This window comes from Gynurincola endophyticus (assembly GCF_003991195.1).
In the GTDB taxonomy this organism is placed as follows: Bacteria; Bacteroidota; Bacteroidia; order Chitinophagales; family Chitinophagaceae; genus Gynurincola; species Gynurincola endophyticus.
The window spans coordinates 786750-806154 of the sequence record NZ_RCWL01000001.1 but is presented as its reverse complement, the minus strand read 5'-3'; the positions used below and the strand labels follow the sequence as shown (position 1 = coordinate 806154).

Genomic DNA, 19405 nt, shown 5'->3' with positions numbered 1-19405 from the left:
ATGAATATTACGATAAGAAGAGCTGAGAAAAAAGACTGTAAAAGAATTCTTGAACTGGTACAGGAACTGGCCGTTTACGAAAAAGCTCCTGAAGCAGTAACGGTTACTTTAGAACATTTTGAAAAAAGCGGCTTCGGAGAAGCACCTGTATGGTGGGCATTCGTTGCAGAAGACCTTCAGACCAACACCATTCATGCGTTTGCACTATATTATATCCGTTTCAGTACCTGGAAAGGACAAAGAATGTACCTTGAAGATATTCTGGTAACAGAAGCGCTGAGAGGAAAAGGTATCGGCCAACAACTATTTGACCGCCTGGTGGAAGAAGCAAAAGAAAAAAACCTTCATGGTATCACATGGCAGGTATTGGAATGGAACGAACCGGCTATTAAATTCTATAAAAAGAATGCTGCAGGCTTTGATCCGGAGTGGGTTAATTGTGCCATTGATTTATAAATGATTCACACCGGCTAAGTTTTTTTGGCTGAATTTGTGCATGGTGATCAGGTAAACTATCATTAACTTAAATATCGTCTGGGATGCTAAACCAAGTAATAACAGACTCAAAAACCGACATAAACCAAATTGTATGAGAAAACTAATATTATTGGCGTTTCTATACCTGGCAGTAACAGCTTGCTCGAAAAAAAGCAATCCTGACCCTGACGATGATAATAATAATGGAAACCTCACAGCAGAACAAATCAGATTCCGGAAAATCATTGATACTTCTGCGGCCTATTCGCACCAGTTATATCTATGGACCAGCAAACTTCCCGAAAATTACAGCTACAGTCATAACGACCTGAACAGCTTTATGAGATGGATCAGAAACTATAGTATCGAACCCGGCTTTAGCGGCCCCGTTGACAGATGGAGTTTTGCCGTAGTAAAATCAGAATGGGACAATGTTTCAGGCGGTATCGCCGGTGACTTCGGTTTAGACATCTTTTATCTGTCTAATAATGATCTGAGAATACGTAACATAGATAGAAACGGTCCGGCTGCAACAAAGGGGTTGAAACGCGGTTACCGCATCACTGAAATCAACGGTAGTACAAACGTTGCTTATTCAAACGTTAATGCAGTGGTGAATGCAATTTATAATTCATCTTCAGTAAACCTGAAAGTAGTAGATGAGTTGAGCAATACAACAACTGTAAGTATCTCTGCCGCTACTTACACACAAAATCCGTTTGCACTCGACAGTGTTTATTCTATCAATGGTAAAAAAATAGGCTATTTAGTATATAATAGTTTCCTTGGTGATACCACACAGGCAATGAACAAATTTGCAACTGTGTTTAATAAATTTGCTAATGAAAATATAGACAATTTAGTAATCGACTTCCGGTACAATGGAGGCGGATATACGAAGTTATCAAACGACTTATTACAATACCTGGTGCCGTCGGGCCATAACGGTGAAGTATTAACCAAAGATATTTTCAGCGAATACTTCAGAGATTGGGATACTACTGTAGCTGTTAAAAAGAAAGGAAGCTTAAATCTCACAGATCTTTATGTTATTACCGGTGCAAATACAGCCAGTGCCAGTGAAGCGGTGATTAACTCAATCAAACCATACCTGAATGTAAAACTGATCGGAGATACCACGCACGGAAAACCTGTAGGTTATTTTGCTGTTTCCGTAGCTGATTATTACATATTCCCTGTATCTATCAGAACAATCAACAAAGCAGGCAGCGGTAATTACTTCGACGGCTTTGCACCTAATTACCTCGCTTACGATGGCGTTGACTATAACTGGGGGAATGTGAACGAAAACTGTTTTAAAAAAGCAATTGAACTGATTACAGGATCGGGCAGCGGCACAAGAGTAAATAATGCTGACCAGGCACGTATTGCGGCAAATATGAATCTGTTCAATCAAAAACTGAGTAAAGAAAATCCATACGGAAATGTACGGGAGCTAGACAACAACAAACTGCAGCAGTTAAGATCTGCAATTGAAATAAAACAATAAAGAAAAAGGATGTATCAATTGATACATCCTTTTTTAATTACCTTCTATTTTCCATCAGAATAATTACAATAAAAAAACCGCCCCAGTACGAAGGCGGTTTCTTATTTTCTAACCTTTTAAATAAGGCTCAGATATCCAAATAATAAGTGGCTGATACTTTATAAGACAAATGATGTTTCTCAAAAGCTGCAATAAGCTAAAATATTTCAAAATAAATTCACAATCATCTATAAAACAATATTATACATATAAAATAATTCACCCATTTGCTAATTTCTGCATTTTTTTGTATCTTAATAAGATAAGCTATTACTAAAGTTATTTGAAATAAAAAGCCTTCCCGGCATTAACGGGAAGGCTTTTTAATATACTTTATTATTCTGAAAAGATTAATTCACACCTTCTACAGTAACAGTTTTGTCAATTTTTAAAATCAGGCCTTGTAAAACTTTACCAGGCCCCACTTCTACAAACTTAGAACCACCATCAGCAATCATGGCCTGAACAGATTGTGTCCATTTTACGGCACCCGTTAGCTGATCTATTAAGTTCTTTTTGATCTCTTCTTTATCCATCACTGCACGGGCTACAACGTTTTGGTAAACCGGGCAAACAGGGTTGTAAAAAGTGGTGTTTTCAATAGCCGCTGCCAGTTCTTCTTTTGCCGGCTCCATCAGTGGAGAGTGGAAAGCTCCTCCTACCGGTAAAACCAATGCTCTTTTGGCACCAGCTGCTTTCATTCTTTCACAAGCTACTTCAATTCCTTTTACTGTTCCTGAAATAACCAGTTGTCCGGGACAGTTATAGTTCGCCGGCACAACAATTTCGCCTGTTTCAGCTTGTACAGCAGCACAAACTTCTTCTACTTTTTCGTCAGAAAGGTTTAATACTGCTGCCATAGTAGAAGGTGTAATTTCACATGCCTTCTGCATAGCTTGTGCACGGATACTTACCAGGTTTAAAGCATCTTCAAAACTCAATACGCCATTGGCTACTAATGCAGAAAACTCTCCTAATGAATGTCCTGCCACCATTTCAGGGCGGTTAGCTTCGATTTGTTTAAAAGAGATCACAGAGTGTAAAAACACTGCCGGCTGCGTTACTTTTGTTTGTTTAAGTTCTTCTTCTGTACCATTGAACATGATATCAGAAATTCTGAAACCTAAAATTTCGTTCGCCTGTTCAAACAACTTCTTTGCAAATGCATTCTGCTCGTACTGCTCTTTTCCCATGCCAGGAAATTGGGACCCTTGCCCTGGAAATACAAACGCTTGTTTCATATTAACTATGATGTTTTTTTCTTTTTTGTTGACCTTATCTTACATCGACGTAAAAACGAAACCTGATCAATAATATTTTATTGATTAGTGTAATGATGAAGATATTAATTTTAAGAACTCACTTCTGGTTTCATTTCTTTCAAACTCTCCCCAAAAAGCAGAAGTGGTGGTTACAGAATTTTGTTTTTGCACACCACGCATCATCATGCAAAGATGCGAAGCTTCTACTACCACTGCAACTCCCAGAGGATTTAAAGTTTCTTTAATAGCCTGTAAAATCTGCGTAGTTAAGCGTTCCTGCACCTGTAATCTTTTTGCATATACATCTACAACCCTGGCTATTTTACTCAATCCTGTAATATAACCATTAGGAATATACGCTACATGCGCTTTACCGAAAAAAGGTAATAAATGATGCTCACACATGCTATACAGCTCAATATCCTTTACAACGATCATCTCACTAACATCTTCATGAAACTTAGCAGACTCCAGTATGGCTTTGGCATCTAACTGATATCCCTGTGTAATGTACTGCATTGCCTTTGCCATACGTTCAGGAGTTTTTATTAATCCTTCACGCTCTGGATCTTCTCCTAACAAAGACAAGGTTTGCTGGTAATGTTCTACCAACTGTCTGGTTACATCAGGATCATAACTTTCCTTTTTTTCGTATGCCATTTTCTTGTATTTATATTATTATAACACCGGGTACTCTACAAAGTTCCTCGGCGTTTCATATAATCGTACCTGAATATCTAAATCAGCGTCTATCCTACCTCTTAACAATTCATAAATGACGATACAGATATTTTCAGCAGTAGGATTTACTTCTTTAAAATAAGGCGTGTCTAAATTCAGATTCCGGTGATCGAATCTTTCAATCACTTCTTCCTGAATAATATCACTCAACACTTTTAAATCAATCACAAAACCGGTTGTACTATCCGGTACACCCACTACTTTTACTTCCAATTCATAATTATGGCCATGAAAACTCGGATTAGCACATTTACCAAATACCGAGAAGTTCTGCTCATCATTCCAGTCGGCTCTGAAAAGCCGATGCGCTGCGTTAAAATGTTCTCGTCTATAAACGGCTACTTTGTTTGGCATAAAATTGTTTTAGCGGGTAACACCAAAATACTCTACATATATTCTCGGTGTTTCGTATAACTTAATACAATGTAACTGTACTTCTTCGGGTAAATGTGGTGCCAACTGGTCCCAAATGGCAATTGCCAATACTTCGGTTGAACACATTTTTCCCTGCATGAAAGGTACATCGAGATTTAGATTTTTATGATCTAAATGTTCCAGTACTTCCCGTTGAATGATGCTACTTAATTTTTTCACATCAAACAAAAAACCCGTGTCCGGATTCGGCATTCCTTTGATTGTCACATACAATTCGTAATTATGACCATGCCAGTTTTCATTTGCACATTTTCCAAAGACCTGCTCATTCTGCTCTGGCGTCCAGCTCGGATTATAGAGTTTGTGTGCAGCGTTAAAATGCTCAATCCTTGTGAGATAAACCATTGGTTGCGAATTCAAATTTGCGCAAAGGTAACGTTTTACCAAAAATCAACCACCACTGTTCTCTGCTGCCTGCTTCAAATTACGTAATTTAGCACCCATGACAAGTCGAAAAATTGCTTTAATTACCGCTACTCCTTTTGAATTATCCCCGGCTCTGAAAGACTTCCAACGAGCTAATGATCAATTCATTACACTACATACAGGGGTAGGATTGGTAAACATGGCCATACAATGTCAAAAATTAATTTTTCAACATCAGCCCGATGCCTGTATTCTGATCGGAATTGCCGGCAGTTTTAACACAAATCTACCGCTCAATGCTGTTGTAGCCGTACAACACGAAATTACAGGCGACCTGGGCGTGTGGGAAGATCATCAATGGAAAGACCTGTTTGATCTTCGCCTCGCGGATCCCGATCAATTTCCTTTCAACGATAAAAAATTAACCAATCCGCATCTCGATAATTTGTATTTGAGAATGCCCGCAGTTACTGCTGTTTCGGTAAACGAAATTTCAACCGACGCCAACACCATCGACCGTTATAAAAACACCTGTCAGGCTGCTATTGAATCGATGGAAGGCGCCGCCTTTCATCAGGTAATGCTCGAAAATAATATTCCTTTTCTACAACTCCGGGCTATTTCTAATCTGGTGGGAGTGCGTGATAAAAAACAATGGAGTATCCCGCCCGCCATTCATGCGGTGAACCAAACCTGTATAGACTTGTTAAATAACGGACTCTTTAATTAATTGCTGATGAAACTAAGTTTAGGCTTCTCTCCTTGTCCCAACGACACTTATATATTCGACGCGCTTGTTAATCATAAAATTGACACGGAAGGATTATCCTTCGACGTGCACCTTGAAGATGTACAAACCCTGAATGAATGGGCATTGGAAGGAAAATTACAATGTTCTAAGGTCAGCTACGGCGTATTACCGCTATTGCTCGATCAATATAAACTGTTGAACGCTGGCGGAGCACTCGGCGTGGGTGTAGGACCTTTGTTAATTGCCCGCACGCCCGAAAAAAATATGGCAGATAGCAGTAACTGGACGGTTGCTATTCCCGGTCGTCATACCACCGCACATGTTCTTTTCTCAAAAGCCTTTCCGGAGGTTACCCAAAAACGCTTTATGCTGTTTCATGAAATTGAATCGGCAGTTTTAAACGGTGAGGTGGATGCAGGTGTTATTATACACGAAAACAGGTTTACTTATCAGCAGAAAGGCCTGCACAAAATAATTGACCTCGGCGCTTATTGGGAAGAAACTACCCGCAGCGCTATTCCATTAGGAGGAATTGTTGTACACCAGTCTGTTGATAAAAAGATAGCGCAACAGTTAAATCAACTGATTGTGCAAAGTATTTTATACAGCGATCACCAATACCCGCTACTCAGTGATTTTATTCAGGAGCATGCACAGGCTATGTCTGATGAAGTAATGCGGCAGCATATCGGATTATATGTGAATGAATATTCTAAAGACTTAGGTGAAACAGGAAAAAAGGCTATTCACTCATTTATAGAAGAATACGAAAGAATGAATCAGCTATCGATCAAAGCCGACGATATATATTGGTAAAACTCAATAAAAAAACCTGAAGAAAATGCTTCAGGTTTTTGCTTATAAACTATTTCTGATCTCATCAGCTTTTGTTTGTGCGAGTTTTTTACCATTCCATTCCTTTACCGACCTGATTCCTAAGGCGTTGCTCAAAAAAATCTCTTCGCACTCATCCAACCCGCTAATTGTAATCATCTGTTCGTCCGCACCAAAGTTCATGATAATATTTTCTCTCATAACGCCAGCAATACAGCCGGTTATTAATGGAGGAGTGAGTAATTCTCCTTTTTTTACCACAAATACATTTGCTATAGACGATTCAATGATTTGTTGTTGATGATTTACCAATAATACATCATCCACTTCTTTTCTGGCTGCATATTGTATTGCATAAGTATACAACTGATAATTCAGCGACTTATGTGCCCCGTATGCATATAAAGCCGGTTGTACAGGATACAGTGCTGAAACGATGATTTCTTTTTTAGGCGGGTGATAAGGTTGTATTTCTATAGACAGGTATGCAGGAGAAGGGTTGATATTAAAATCAATTCCCCCATGATAAATCGTAACTCTTATCCTCCAGTTTTGGTATAGGTCAACAGACTGCGTTAAGAGCTGTTGCAACCATTGTATAGTAAAAAGTACTGGTAATTGAATTTCCAGTTCCGATACTGAATGTTGTAACCGCTTTAAATGGAGTGCACCCAACCGTATTTTGCCGTTCACAAAACACATTGTTTCAAAACAGCCTTCGCCGAAACGGACTCCTCTTATATTTAACGGCAACATGGCCTCCGGCATTCTTTCTAAATGCTGGTCAAACAAATAATATTGCATGAAATAAAAAAGCGACTTAACGTCGCCTGATGATAAAATTACAATATTATTGTTCGATTATTCCATTTTTAACCGCATACATTACCAAACCGGCCATACTCCGGGCTCCGATTTTTGATTTGAGCTTATCCCTGATCGCCTCTACTGTTCTGGGACTAATATCTACAATATCTGCGATTTCTTTCGTGGTTTTCTCTTCACACATCAACTTTAATACTCTTAACTCTTTGTCTGTTAATGCAACATCCTGTTGAGTAGAAACATCATTACGTTTTGTACGAAGGCCGGTCAACAAGGCTTTATTGGTTAACTCGTTGAAGAAGAACTCTTGTTCATAACAGGTTTTGATTGCCTGGTAAATGGTTTCAGAGTCTGAGTTTTTAGTCAGATAAGAATTTGCGCCGATTTCCATCAGCTTAGAAATCATTGAGTGATCATTGTGCATCGACAAAATAATCACTTTCGTATTTGGTCTGATTTTTCTGATTTCCGGAAGTGTCTGGATGCCATCCATGATGGGCATCTGAATATCTAACAAGATTACATCCGGCTCTATATGTTTCAGTAAATTAATAAGTTGCATTCCATTATCCGCTTCAGCAATCAACTCCACATCTTTTTTTACAGACAATGCAGTTTTCACTCCAGATCTGAATAAAGCATGATCATCAGCAATGGCAACTTTAATGGTGTCTAATTGGCTCATCTGAGGACTGGGGTTAAATTTTTCAATAGCGAACGTAAAAAGTACATACCTTATTATGTTATAAATACGATATTTTGAGGCACAAATTTAAAACTTTTAATATATACAGGGCTATTTTGTTGTCCCCCGTAGATTTACTATACCACTTTTCGGGTATTTACATATTTCCGCTCGTACGATCACCAATATACACGTAAATTCTGAAAGTATAAAATTGGTCAATTCTGCTCTTGTCTAATTTTTTATCCACACCTATCTTTGTATTGTAAGTTGATTGATCAGTTAGCAACTAACCATCCAAAGTCCTGACTAAACCGTCCAAAAATTTTTAATATTCTATGAACCGCTAAAATCCAGTATCAATCAACTTTCACTAAAGAGAATAGTAGTTCATTATAAATCCAATTTTCGAAAAAACCAGCCAAACTTCCTATGAAAAGCTGGAAAACCATTTAAAAAGTCCAATCTGATGAATGCCGATTAAGTTATAGGCTTCAAAAAAATTTAAGGCAGATCCTGAAAAGAGATCTGCCTTTTTATTTTTAATTGAATATTGAAAGATAAGCTGCACTCTCATATTTTTCAATTTTTAATTCTCAATTGATTAAACGAGATAACTAAACAAATCATCATCTTCATTCAATGCAGTATAGTTGATCTGATAAGTTATTAAATTTTCTACAAGTGCCTGATAATCATTCCTGTCTTTTAATTCAATACCAACCAGTGCCGGTCCTGTTTCTTTATTATGCTTTTGCATATATTCAAAACGGGTGATATCATCGTTGGGTCCGAGTACTTTATTCAAAAAATCTTTCAATGCACCCGGGCGTTGGGCGAAACGTATGAGAAAATAGTGTTTCAGTCCCTCATAACGAAGGCTTCTTTCTTTAATTTCCTGTAAACGGTCAATATCGTTGTTTGAACCGCTGATGATACACACTACATTTTTGCCTTTAATTTCATCAGCAAAATCTTCTAACACAGCAACTGAAAGAGCGCCGGCCGGTTCTACTACCAGCGCATCTTCATTATATAATTTCAAGATAGTAGAACAAACGCGTCCTTCAGGAACCGTTTGCACTTTATCTATAACATCTTTACAAATTTGATAAGTAAGTTCCCCTACTCTTTTTACGGCGGCACCATCCACAAAACGTTCAATTCTGTCGAGCGTAACCGGTCCATTGTTAGCCAATGCAGCAGTCATAGAAGCTGCTCCCAGTGGTTCAACGGCAATAATCTGTGTTTGCGGTGAATATTGTTTATAAAACATTCCTGCACCGGCACTTAAACCTCCTCCACCATGAGGCACGAAGAGAAAATCAGTTTGAGGTAGTTCCTCAAAAATTTCAAGGGCAACAGTTCCTTGTCCTTCAATAATTTTATGATGATCAAACGGTGGAATAAACGTCATTCCGTTTGCTTCGGTAAACTCTTTTGCAGCAACAGCACAATCATCAAAGGTATCGCCGATCAGGCGCACTTCAATATTATCTTCTCCGAACATTTTCGTTTGTGTAACTTTTTGGTTCGGGGTAATGATGGGCATAAATACAACACCTTTTATATTCATCATTCTACAGGAGAACGCAAATCCTTGTGCATGGTTTCCTGCACTGGCGCATACAACTCCTTTTTCCAGTTGTTCTTTTGGCAGTGAGCTCAACATATTAAAAGCGCCGCGTAATTTATACGATCTTACTACCTGCAGGTCTTCTCTTTTCAGATAAACGTTTGCCTGATATTTTTTAGATAGGGAACGGTTCAGACTCAACGGGGTTTTTGTTACTACGTTTTTAATACGTAAGGCAGCCTGATGAAATTCAAATGCCGTTTGAGTGGTTGGATTCATGAGTGATAGCTGTATTTGAAAAAGGGATGCGGCAAAGCCAGACATCCCTTATTATGATAATTCGATTATTTGCCGGCTTGGTTTTCAGGGCGCAGACTTCTTACAGTTCTACCCGCCTGCCACATTTCGCTTTCACGTAATTCTTTCAGTTCAGCTTCTAACTTCTCGCGATAATCAGGTTGGCTGTTTGAATCGATAGAACGTTGGCTTTCTTTACCTGTAGCAACACTTTGATACAACTCATTAAATACGGGGAAGGTAGCGTCACGGAATTTTTTCCACCAGTCTAAAGCACCTCTTTGTGCAGTAGTTGAACAGTTGGCATACATCCAGTCCATACCATTCTCAGCTACTAAAGGCATTAATGATTGTGTTAGTTCTTCAACAGTTTCGTTAAACGCTTCTGAAGGAGTGTGTCCGTTTTCACGTAACACCTGGTATTGTGCTGCGAAGATACCTTGAATAGCTCCCATTAAAGTTCCTCTTTCACCGGTTAAGTCTGAATAAACTTCTTTTTTGAAATCAGTTTCAAATAAATAACCAGAACCAACAGCGATACCTAATGCAACAACTCTTTCTTTTGCTTTACCGGTTGCATCCTGGTAAATAGCATAGCTTGAGTTTAAACCGCGTCCTTGTAAGAACATTCTTCTTAAAGAAGTACCGGAACCTTTTGGTGCCACTAAAAATACATCTACATCAGCAGGAGGAGTAATACCTGTTTGCTCATTGAAAGTAATACCAAAACCATGAGAAAAATATAAAGCTTTACCCGGTGTTAAGTGTTTTTGAACAGTAGGCCATAACTGGATCTGTGCAGCATCACTTAATAAATAACAAATTATAGTTCCGCGTTGTAACGCCTCTTCAATTTCAAATAAAGTTTCTCCCGGTACAAAACCGTCAGCAACAGCTTTATCCCATGTTTTAGAATTTTTTCTCTGACCCACAATTACATTAATACCATTATCTTTTTGGTTTAATGCCTGACCAGGACCTTGTACACCGTAGCCGATAACAGCAACAGTTTCATTTTTTAAAACTTCTTGCGCTTTTGAAAGAGGGAATTCATCACGAGTTACCACATTTTCTTCCACTCCGCCGAAATTTAATTTTGCCATTTTTTTTAGATTTATTTTTTGAGAGTAAAGCCAAGATATCTTAGCACTTTATGGTTTTTGAATTAAATACTATCTACGGTATATTCACCGGGTTGTAAGCTTTCAAACTCTTTTAGTTTTTCGTGAAAGCCTTTACTGTTTTTGATAATTGCAACACGGGCGCTTCTTACAAATTCAATTAATCCGTATTCGCCTAATACTTCTATCAAACGATCTGTTTCTTCACGCTGGCCTGTAGCTTCGAACACTGTATAATCTTTTCTGATCACTACAGCTCTTGCACCGTATTGTCTTAATAATCTTTCCACTACTACTTTTTCTGCAATTACATCCGTTGCTACTTTATACAAAGCAAGTTCCTGCCAAACAATTTCATCCGGCTTATTAAAGTATGCCTTTATAACACCTACCTGCTTTTCTATTTGTTTTACGATTTTACGAACAGCATCTTCATCTTCATTGATGACGATGGTAAACCTGTGAATACCCTCTACTTCAGAAGGAGAAGTATTTAAGCTTTCGATGTTAATCTTTCTTCTTGAAAACATAATGGCTATTCTGTTCAATAAGCCGATTTGATTTTCAGTATATATTGTTATAGTGAATTCTTGTTTCATGATCAATGCTACTAGCGGTTTTATTTTTATTTCAAACGGATTTCGGCTACACTGCAACCTTGCGGAACCATCGGGAATACATTATTTTCTTTACCAACGAATACTTCGAGTAAATAAGCCCCATCATGGTCTATCATTTCTTTTAATGCAGTTTGCAGATCAGTTCTTTGTTTTATACTTCTTCCCGCAATTCCATAGCCTTTTGCTACCTGAACAAAATCCGGACTTTCAATATTCACAAATGAGTATCTGTGATCGTGAAACAATTCCTGCCATTGACGAACCATTCCTAAGAACTGGTTATTCAGAATTAATATTTTCACATTTACTTTCGATTGCATGATTGTTCCCAACTCCTGCAAAGTCATTTGAAAACCACCATCACCGATAATCGTTACTACTGTTCTTTCAGGAGCACCGAATTTAGCGCCGATTGCTGCCGGTAATCCGAATCCCATAGTACCGAGGCCACCGGAGGTAATATTAGATTTTGATTGTTTAAACCTTGCATAACGGCAGGCCACCATCTGGTGCTGGCCAACATCCGTTACAATAATTGCATCATTGCCGGTTAATTCATTCAGTGTTTTAATCACCTCGCCCATCGTCATTTCTTCGCAGGTAGGATTCAATTCATTATACACACACTGATCAATTTCATCCTGTTCAAACTGACGGAACTTCTGCAACCACTCCTTATGTTCTTTTTTCTCAATTAAAGCAGTTAGTAATGGCAGTGAATCTTTACAGTCGCCCCAAACAGGAATAGTGGTCTGTACATTTTTATCAATCTCGGCAGGATCAATATCCAGGTGAATGACTTTTGCCTGTTTTGCATATTTATCTAATCGCCCTGTTACACGGTCATCGAAACGCATGCCAATAGCAATCAATACATCACATTCATTCGTTAATACATTCGGACCATAATTACCGTGCATTCCCAACATACCTACATTCAGGTAATGATCAGAAGGAAGTGCACTCAATCCCATAATTGTCCATGCGGCAGGTAAACCGCCTTTTTCGATAAAAGCTTTAAATTCAGCTTCAGCTCTGCCAAGAATCACTCCCTGTCCAAAAATCACAAACGGCTTTTTAGCCTGATTAATCAATGCAGCAGCTTCAGCAATGAATTCTTTACGAATAACCGGTTTAGGACGGTAACTGCGTATATTATCACATTTCTGATAGCCTTTATATTCGATTTTTTGAAGTTGCGCACTTTTGGCAATATCAATTAATACCGGGCCCGGACGACCACTGCCGGCGATATAAAATGCTTTAGCCAATACTGCCGGAATTTCATTGGCATCAGTGATCTGGTAATTCCATTTTGTAATAGGAGTTGTTATATTAATAACATCCGTTTCCTGAAACGCATCAGTACCTAAGAGATGTGCAAATACTTGTCCGGTGATACAAACCAACGGAGTACTATCAATCATTGCATCTGCTAATCCTGTTACGAGATTAGTAGCACCGGGGCCACTGGTAGCAAACACTACTCCTGTTTTACCAGAGGTACGTGCATATCCCTGTGCAGCGTGAATACCACCTTGTTCATGACGGACCAGTATATGGTTCAAACGATCGTTATAATCATATAAAGCATCATAAATAGGCATGATAGCACCGCCTGGATATCCGAAGATGGTATCTACACCTTCAGCAAGGAAGGCTTCCAATACTGCTTGCGAACCTGAAAGCGTATGTATTTCGGTTGCGGTTGCTGTAGCAGCGGCAGTGGTAGAAGAAATAGTACTCATTGTTATATATTTAAAGTCTCAATGTTATTGGTTAATTAGTTTTCATCGGTTACGCAACCTTCAGCTGCATTTTTAACCGATTTGGCATATTTAAATAATACGCCGTTTTTAGCTTTTAATGCCGGTTGTTTCCAGGCAGCTTTACGTACTTTGATTTCAGCATCGTCTACCTTTAAAACAATTTTGTTATTCACCGCATCAATCAAAATAGGGTCATTGTCTTTTACGAGTGCAATTACTCCACCGTCAAATGCTTCCGGTGTAATATGCCCCACTACAAATCCGTGGGTTCCTCCGCTGAATCTTCCATCGGTAATTAAAGCCACTGATTTACCTAATCCTGCTCCGATAATTGCCGAGGTCGGTTTCAACATTTCAGGCATACCCGGTCCGCCTTTTGGCCCTACGTAACGAATCACCACAACATCACCCGGCTGAATTTTTCCACTGTTTATACCTTCAATCAATTCAAACTCACCATCAAAAACTCTTGCCGGACCTTCAAAAGTTTCGCCTTCTTTACCGGAGATTTTTGCAACACTTCCGCCTTCGGCAAGATTGCCGTACAAAATTTGTAAATGGCCGGTAGGTTTAATCGGTTGCTCTAACGGAACTATGATTTTTTGTGTTTCGAAATTGACAGGTTCTATATTTGCCAGGTTCTCTGCTACCGTTTTACCGGTTACTGTTAAGCAGTTACCGTGTATCAAACCATTGTCTAACAAATATCTCATCACAGCCGGTGTACCACCATGATTGTGTAAGTCCTGCATCAGGTATTTACCACTTGGCTTAAAGTCTGCCAATACAGGAATTCTGTCACTGTTAGCCTGAAAATCATCCTGGCTCAGTTCCACTCCAACACTTTTAGCCATTGCAATCATGTGCAACACAGCGTTAGTAGAACCACCCAATACCATAATAACCGTAATTGCATTTTCAAATGCTTCACGTGTCATGATATCAGAAGGTTTGATATCCTTCTCTAATAAAATGCGGATCGCTTTACCTGCCTCTGTACACTCTTGTTTTTTCTCTTCACTTAGTGCAGGATTAGAAGATGAATAAGGTAAGCTCATGCCCAATGCCTCAATAGCAGAAGCCATTGTATTAGCTGTATACATTCCACCGCAAGCTCCGGCGCCGGGGCAAGCATGACGAACGATATTTTTAAAATCGTTCTCATCCAGATTACCGGCTATTTTTTGTCCGAGTGCTTCAAATGCGGAAACAATATTTAAATCCTGGCCTTTATAATGCCCCGGTGCAATAGTACCGCCGTAAACCATGATAGAAGGTCTGTTTAATCGTCCCATTGCTATTAAGGAGCCGGGCATATTTTTATCACATCCGGGAATTGCGATAACACCGTCATAATATTGAGCGCCACAAACGGCTTCGATAGAATCTGCAATAATATCTCTGCTCACTAATGAATAACGCATACCATCCGTACCGTTACTCATACCGTCGCTTACACCAATTGTGTTGAATATTAATCCTACCAGATCATTTTCCCATACACCCTGCTTAACGATTTTTGCCAGATCGTTCAAATGCATATTACAGGTATTACCATCATACCCCATACTGACCACACCAACCTGTGCTTTTGCCAGATCTTCATCTGTTAATCCGATACCATAGTACATTGCCTGTGCGGCTGGTTGTGTAACATCCTGTGTTAGTGTGCTGGAATATTTGTTCAAAGGAGTCATTTTAATATTCTTTATTTGTTTAATCTGCTATCACCAGTTTATTAAATGCGTTTTGAAGTTTGGCTGAAACCGAATCACTCCATTTCAATGGAAATTTATATTCATCGATACTTTCAAACCCTACGACCTCAGCTGCAGTACCACAATAAAATGCTGCATCTGCCTGTTTCAACTCTGAAACGTTAATTTCTTTTTCAAATACAGGAATTTCTAATTCCTCACATAGTTCTATCACCAGCTGGCGGGTTATTCCCGGCAAAATATAACCAAGTGAAGGAGTAAATAATTTACCGTCTTTCTCTATAAAAATATTTGCGCCCGGGCCTTCTGCTACATATCCGTGCTGGTCTAACAACAATGCTTCATCAAACCCTTTCGACTTCACTTCCTGTGAAGCCATGATTGAATTCACATAATGACCTGCTGCTTTTGCATAAATCTTAAATGCTTGTGGGTTTGGACGCTGAAAACCTGAAATACCCACCCTTAATAATTTTTCTCCTAAAAACTTAGGTTGTTCCCAACATTGAATCACCAGATGAGAAACATTATTTGCATTAAAGCTCATATTATCAGGAGCAAAAACCAACGGTCTTATATATGCGTTTTGTATATTATTCTTTTCAAGCAAATCATAAGTATGCCGGATCAACGTTTCGGTTTCGTAGGTATAAGGAAGATTCAACGCTTCAGCAGATCTTTTCAAGCGATCATAATGAGCTTTAGCTTCTAAGATTTTTGTTTTTCCGGATACGGTTTTATAAGATCTTATTCCTTCAAACACTGCATAACCATAATGCAATGATTGACTATATAAATCAATTTTTGTTTCGCTTGCTTTTGAAAACTGACCATCGAAATAAAGTACAGTTTCATTGTTAAAATATGCCATAGTGTGAAGTTTGGGTCAAAAAAAAGCGACCCGCCTTTTGGAGGCGGGTCGCTGTATATTCATTTAATATAATCAACTATAAACCACCTCCGTGCAGAGCAGGAATTACCACGACAATAATAATAATTACTGCCACGAACAAATTGGTAATATGTATAGTACTGCTCAACATGATTTGAGGTTATAATGCGAATATACGCCCGCCAATTGATAAAAAGAACTATAGCAAACAACTTTTTTTTCTCCAAATTGTGTACGAAAGCATTTCGTTTCGTTTATTTAAGCCGAAGAAAATCTTAAATAATTGTTGAACGACTAACTTCGATATTTCCTTTATTAATCGCTTCAGACGGATTTCTATTTGCAACAAAATCACAAATCAATTCTCCGATTGTTGATGTTGCATAATAGTTAATCGGATCAATATCTTTTGTTACAAAACCATTCACCAATGTCCACTCAACGCCATCTCTCACCGCCTTTGCTTCAACACTTAATCCTAAATGATCTAACAACATTGCAGCAGACAAAATAGATCCCAACGGATTAGCGATATCTTTACCTGCAGCCTGCGGATAAGAACCGTGAATCGGCTCAAACAATGCAGCGCCGGTACCGATAGAAGCAGATGGTAACAAACCTAATGAACCTGAAATAACAGATGCTTCATCACTAATGATATCACCGAACATATTCTCTGTTAATACAACATCAAACTGTTTAGGGTTCAGGATGATTTGCATGGCAGCATTATCAACAAATAAAAAGTCTACTGCAACATCATCATATTGTTTTGATATATCCTGAATAACTTTTCTCCACAATCTTGAAGTTTCCAACACGTTTGCTTTATCAACAAGTGTTAGTTTCTTTCTTCTTTGTTGTGCATATTGAAATGCCAGATGTGATACTCTTTCAATTTCATCACGGCTGTAGGTACAATCATCAGAAGCGATTGTTTTCTCTTCGTTGATTTCCTTTTTACCGAAATAAATACCACCCGTCAACTCTCTGAAAATAACAAAATCAACACCTTCTATATTTTTAGTTTTCAAAGGTGATAAATGATGCAATGATTTATAAGTAGTAACAGGGCGGATATTTGCGTATAGTTGCAATGATTTTCTCAGTTTCAATAACCCTTGTTCCGGGCGAACTTTTGCAGTAGGATCATTATCATATTTCGGGTGGCCGATAGCTCCGAATAAGATAGCATCACTCTGTAAACACGCTTCAATTGTTTCATCAGGCAATGGATTTCCTGTTTTATCAATGGCATCAGCTCCCATCAGGCTATAAGTATAATGGAACTTATGTCCGTACTGCTCAGCAATGGCGTCTAACACCTTCACTGATTGCCTGGTCACTTCAGGACCAATTCCATCACCTTCAATTACAACTATATTTTTTTCCATAAAATGGGTATATGAATAATACTTTATTTTTTATCTACTTTGTTCGAATGCTTCTATTTCAGGCTTGATGCTTAACAGGTAATCGATGTCATCATAGCCGTTTAAAAAACAGGTCTTTTTGTATGCATTAATATCAAACTGTTCTTTCAAACCTAACGCAGGAACTTCTATTACCTGATCCTGTACCGACACCTGAACTTCTATTGCAGGATTTTCTTTTACTGCAGCAAACAATTTTGATAAGAACTCCTCACTTACTGTCACCGGCAGTAAAAAATTATTCAATGAGTTATTTTTGAAAATATCAGCAAAAAAAGAACTCACTACCACATCAAAACCTGCATCTTTAATAGCCCATGCCGCGTGTTCTCTCGAAGATCCACAACCGAAATTTTTTCCGGCAACCAGAAATTTACCTGAAAACTTCGGATCATTCATCACAAAGTCAGCTTTAGGTTGTGATTCGTCATCATTATGATATCTCCAGTCACGAAAAAGATTTTTACCAAACCCGTCTCTGCTCGTTGCTTTTAAAAAACGTGCAGGTATAATCTGATCTGTGTCTACATTTTCTATATCAACAGGAACTACTGTACTTTTTACTTCATTAATAGCTTTACTCATACCAGAAACTTTTCTGTATTCAACAATTAATTCAAATATTCACGAACATCTACCACTTTACCGGTAATTGCAGCTGCTGCTGCAGTTAAAGGACTGGCCAGGAATGTTCTGGCATTAGGCCCTTGTCTACCTTCAAAGTTTCTATTAGAAGTAGAAATACAATATTTTCCGGCAGGTATTTTATCTTCATTCATACCTAAACAAGCTGAACAGCCAGGTTGACGAAGCATAAATCCGGCTTCTTCAAAAATTTTGTCGATGCCTTCATTTTTTGCTTGTAATTCTACTTGTTTTGAACCGGGTACTATCCAAACTTCCACCCCATCAGCTTTCTTTTTACCCTTTACAAAATCAGCCACCATGCGCAGGTCTTCAATTCTGCTATTGGTACAGCTTCCGATGAAAACATAATCGATATTTCTGTCTTTAATAGGAGTGTCTGGTTGTAAACCCATATAATTTAAAGACTTCAGGAAGTTTCTCTTTTCATTATCATCCAGCGTTGCGTCTGAAGGAATATTTTTAGTGATGCCGATGCCCATACCCGGATTTGTTCCATAGGTAATCATCGGTTCAATATCAGCAGCATCTATGTTAATTTCCTTATCGAATACAGCATCAGAATCGCTGTATAATTGTTTCCATTCAGCTAACCTGGCAGTCCATTCAGCACCTTTAGGTGCAAATAAACGTCCTTCCATATAGTCAAACGTAATCTGGTCAGGAGCAATCATTCCGCCACGAGCACCCATTTCGATACTCATATTACAGATAGTCATTCTGGCTTCCATGCTTAAACTGCGGATAGCAGAACCGGCATATTCAACAAAATAACCGGTAGCGCCGGAGGCGGAGATCAAAGCAATGATATAAAGAATAATGTCTTTAGATACTACTCCGTTTTTCAACTCACCGTCTACATTGATACGCATTAATTTCGGTTTGCTTTGCATTAAGCACTGCGTAGCCATTACCATTTCCACTTCACTGGTTCCGATACCGAAAGCAATTGCTCCGAACGCACCGTGCGTAGAAGTGTGGCTGTCGCCGCAAACAATGGTCATGCCCGGTTGGGTAACGCCCAGCTCAGGCCCGATTACGTGTACAATTCCCTGAAAAGGGTGGCCTAAGCCATATAATTCAACCCCATGTTTGGCGCAGTTTTCAATTAACTGCTGTACCTGGTTTCTTGACAATTCATCACCAATCGGAAGGTGTTGATTTAATGTCGGTACATTATGATCGGCAGTAGCAACGATTTGCTGAGGACGGAATACTTTCATTCCTCTTTTTTCGATGCCTTTGAACGCTTGTGGTGATGTCACCTCATGAATGAAGTGCTTATCGATATATAATACGGAAGGGCCACCGTCGATTTCTTTAACGACGTGTTTATCCCAGATCTTTTCAAATAATGTTTTACCCATAGTGATTCTTTTCCTTTAAACGCTACAAATGATGCTGAATGA

Annotated in this window: 19 protein-coding genes; 4 read left to right on the top strand and 15 right to left on the bottom strand. The window is 38.7% G+C overall.

The annotated features are described in order from the left end of the window. Together D9O48_RS03295 and D9O48_RS03290 are read left to right on the top strand one after the other, a co-directional pair. A complete protein-coding gene (locus D9O48_RS03295) occupies positions 1–456 on the top strand; it encodes a GNAT family N-acetyltransferase (RefSeq protein WP_126970537.1) in 456 nt (151 codons plus the stop codon). Between the two features lie 133 nt (positions 457–589). Beyond that, a complete protein-coding gene (locus tag D9O48_RS03290; RefSeq protein WP_126970535.1) occupies positions 590–1987 on the top strand; it encodes a S41 family peptidase in 1398 nt (465 codons plus the stop codon). 389 nt (positions 1988–2376) lie between these two features. On the opposite strand, the gene fabD is transcribed toward D9O48_RS03290, so the two are convergent. From fabD to D9O48_RS03270, 4 genes are all read right to left on the bottom strand, one after another. Beyond that, positions 2377–3267 carry an ACP S-malonyltransferase gene (fabD, locus tag D9O48_RS03285; RefSeq protein WP_126970533.1) on the bottom strand — a complete coding sequence of 297 codons (891 nt, stop codon included), beginning with the start codon at positions 3265–3267 and terminating at the stop codon, positions 2377–2379. 84 nt (positions 3268–3351) lie between these two features. After that, the gene (gene folE, locus D9O48_RS03280) at positions 3352–3948 is read right to left on the bottom strand and encodes a GTP cyclohydrolase I FolE (protein WP_126970531.1); all 597 of its coding nucleotides are present in this window, start codon (positions 3946–3948) and stop codon (positions 3352–3354) included. Between the two features lie 18 nt (positions 3949–3966). Next, entirely contained in the window at positions 3967–4383 is a 417-nt protein-coding gene (locus tag D9O48_RS03275) for a 6-pyruvoyl trahydropterin synthase family protein (RefSeq protein ID WP_126970529.1), read from the bottom strand. Between the two features lie 9 nt (positions 4384–4392). Further along, the gene (locus tag D9O48_RS03270) at positions 4393–4809 is read right to left on the bottom strand and encodes a 6-pyruvoyl trahydropterin synthase family protein (RefSeq protein WP_126970527.1); all 417 of its coding nucleotides are present in this window, start codon (positions 4807–4809) and stop codon (positions 4393–4395) included. Between the two features lie 97 nt (positions 4810–4906). On the opposite strand from D9O48_RS03270, the gene mqnB reads away from it, so the two are divergent. After that, complete coding sequence (mqnB, locus tag D9O48_RS03265) at positions 4907–5560, top strand: futalosine hydrolase (protein ID WP_126970525.1); 654 nt, start codon at positions 4907–4909, stop codon at positions 5558–5560. Positions 5561–5566: 6 nt separating this feature from the next. Beyond that, positions 5567–6397: a 1,4-dihydroxy-6-naphthoate synthase gene (locus D9O48_RS03260; RefSeq protein ID WP_126970523.1), complete on the top strand. Its 831-nt coding sequence runs from the start codon at positions 5567–5569 to the stop codon at positions 6395–6397. A 42-nt stretch (positions 6398–6439) separates the two neighbouring features. Here D9O48_RS03260 and D9O48_RS03255 read toward each other — a convergent pair whose 3' ends face one another. From D9O48_RS03255 to leuC, 11 genes are all read right to left on the bottom strand, one after another. After that, positions 6440–7219, bottom strand: a complete 780-nt coding sequence (locus D9O48_RS03255) for an aminotransferase class IV (protein WP_126970521.1) — start codon at positions 7217–7219, stop codon at positions 6440–6442. A 46-nt stretch (positions 7220–7265) separates the two neighbouring features. Next, a complete protein-coding gene (locus D9O48_RS03250; protein ID WP_126970519.1) occupies positions 7266–7925 on the bottom strand; it encodes a response regulator transcription factor in 660 nt (219 codons plus the stop codon). Positions 7926–8529: 604 nt separating this feature from the next. Further along, on the bottom strand, positions 8530–9780 hold the full coding sequence (gene ilvA / locus D9O48_RS03245) for a threonine ammonia-lyase (protein WP_233589166.1): 1251 nt from the start codon (positions 9778–9780) through the stop codon (positions 8530–8532). Between the two features lie 65 nt (positions 9781–9845). Further along, a complete protein-coding gene (gene ilvC / locus D9O48_RS03240) occupies positions 9846–10901 on the bottom strand; it encodes a ketol-acid reductoisomerase (protein WP_126970515.1) in 1056 nt (351 codons plus the stop codon). Between the two features lie 62 nt (positions 10902–10963). Continuing rightward, on the bottom strand, positions 10964–11518 hold the full coding sequence (gene ilvN / locus D9O48_RS03235; RefSeq protein ID WP_126970513.1) for an acetolactate synthase small subunit: 555 nt from the start codon (positions 11516–11518) through the stop codon (positions 10964–10966). Positions 11519–11544: 26 nt separating this feature from the next. Continuing rightward, positions 11545–13287 carry a biosynthetic-type acetolactate synthase large subunit gene (gene ilvB / locus D9O48_RS03230; protein WP_126970511.1) on the bottom strand — a complete coding sequence of 581 codons (1743 nt, stop codon included), beginning with the start codon at positions 13285–13287 and terminating at the stop codon, positions 11545–11547. A 35-nt stretch (positions 13288–13322) separates the two neighbouring features. Then, on the bottom strand, positions 13323–15005 hold the full coding sequence (gene ilvD / locus D9O48_RS03225) for a dihydroxy-acid dehydratase (protein WP_126970509.1): 1683 nt from the start codon (positions 15003–15005) through the stop codon (positions 13323–13325). Between the two features lie 19 nt (positions 15006–15024). Further along, a complete protein-coding gene (gene ilvE, locus D9O48_RS03220) occupies positions 15025–15897 on the bottom strand; it encodes a branched-chain-amino-acid transaminase (protein ID WP_126970507.1) in 873 nt (290 codons plus the stop codon). A 296-nt stretch (positions 15898–16193) separates the two neighbouring features. Beyond that, positions 16194–17312: a 3-isopropylmalate dehydrogenase gene (leuB, locus tag D9O48_RS03215; protein WP_126970505.1), complete on the bottom strand. Its 1119-nt coding sequence runs from the start codon at positions 17310–17312 to the stop codon at positions 16194–16196. A 30-nt stretch (positions 17313–17342) separates the two neighbouring features. Next, the gene (gene leuD, locus D9O48_RS03210) at positions 17343–17936 is read right to left on the bottom strand and encodes a 3-isopropylmalate dehydratase small subunit (protein ID WP_126970503.1); all 594 of its coding nucleotides are present in this window, start codon (positions 17934–17936) and stop codon (positions 17343–17345) included. A gap of 26 nt (positions 17937–17962) precedes the next feature. Next, entirely contained in the window at positions 17963–19363 is a 1401-nt protein-coding gene (leuC, locus tag D9O48_RS03205; RefSeq protein WP_126970502.1) for a 3-isopropylmalate dehydratase large subunit, read from the bottom strand. Between the last annotated feature and the right edge of the window lie 42 nt (positions 19364–19405).

Coding starts and splice junctions, on each gene's coding strand:
- D9O48_RS03295 (WP_126970537.1), top strand. CDS start 1: ATGAATATTACGATAAGAAGAGCTGAGAAAAAAGACTGTAAAAGAATT.
- D9O48_RS03290 (WP_126970535.1), top strand. CDS start 590: ATGAGAAAACTAATATTATTGGCGTTTCTATACCTGGCAGTAACAGCT.
- fabD (WP_126970533.1), bottom strand. CDS start 3,267: ATGAAACAAGCGTTTGTATTTCCAGGGCAAGGGTCCCAATTTCCTGGC.
- folE (WP_126970531.1), bottom strand. CDS start 3,948: ATGGCATACGAAAAAAAGGAAAGTTATGATCCTGATGTAACCAGACAG.
- D9O48_RS03275 (WP_126970529.1), bottom strand. CDS start 4,383: ATGCCAAACAAAGTAGCCGTTTATAGACGAGAACATTTTAACGCAGCG.
- D9O48_RS03270 (WP_126970527.1), bottom strand. CDS start 4,809: ATGGTTTATCTCACAAGGATTGAGCATTTTAACGCTGCACACAAACTC.
- mqnB (WP_126970525.1), top strand. CDS start 4,907: ATGACAAGTCGAAAAATTGCTTTAATTACCGCTACTCCTTTTGAATTA.
- D9O48_RS03260 (WP_126970523.1), top strand. CDS start 5,567: ATGAAACTAAGTTTAGGCTTCTCTCCTTGTCCCAACGACACTTATATA.
- D9O48_RS03255 (WP_126970521.1), bottom strand. CDS start 7,219: ATGCAATATTATTTGTTTGACCAGCATTTAGAAAGAATGCCGGAGGCC.
- D9O48_RS03250 (WP_126970519.1), bottom strand. CDS start 7,925: ATGAGCCAATTAGACACCATTAAAGTTGCCATTGCTGATGATCATGCT.
- ilvA (WP_233589166.1), bottom strand. CDS start 9,780: ATGAATCCAACCACTCAAACGGCATTTGAATTTCATCAGGCTGCCTTA.
- ilvC (WP_126970515.1), bottom strand. CDS start 10,901: ATGGCAAAATTAAATTTCGGCGGAGTGGAAGAAAATGTGGTAACTCGT.
- ilvN (WP_126970513.1), bottom strand. CDS start 11,518: ATGAAACAAGAATTCACTATAACAATATATACTGAAAATCAAATCGGC.
- ilvB (WP_126970511.1), bottom strand. CDS start 13,287: ATGAGTACTATTTCTTCTACCACTGCCGCTGCTACAGCAACCGCAACC.
- ilvD (WP_126970509.1), bottom strand. CDS start 15,005: ATGACTCCTTTGAACAAATATTCCAGCACACTAACACAGGATGTTACA.
- ilvE (WP_126970507.1), bottom strand. CDS start 15,897: ATGGCATATTTTAACAATGAAACTGTACTTTATTTCGATGGTCAGTTT.
- leuB (WP_126970505.1), bottom strand. CDS start 17,312: ATGGAAAAAAATATAGTTGTAATTGAAGGTGATGGAATTGGTCCTGAA.
- leuD (WP_126970503.1), bottom strand. CDS start 17,936: ATGAGTAAAGCTATTAATGAAGTAAAAAGTACAGTAGTTCCTGTTGAT.
- leuC (WP_126970502.1), bottom strand. CDS start 19,363: ATGGGTAAAACATTATTTGAAAAGATCTGGGATAAACACGTCGTTAAA.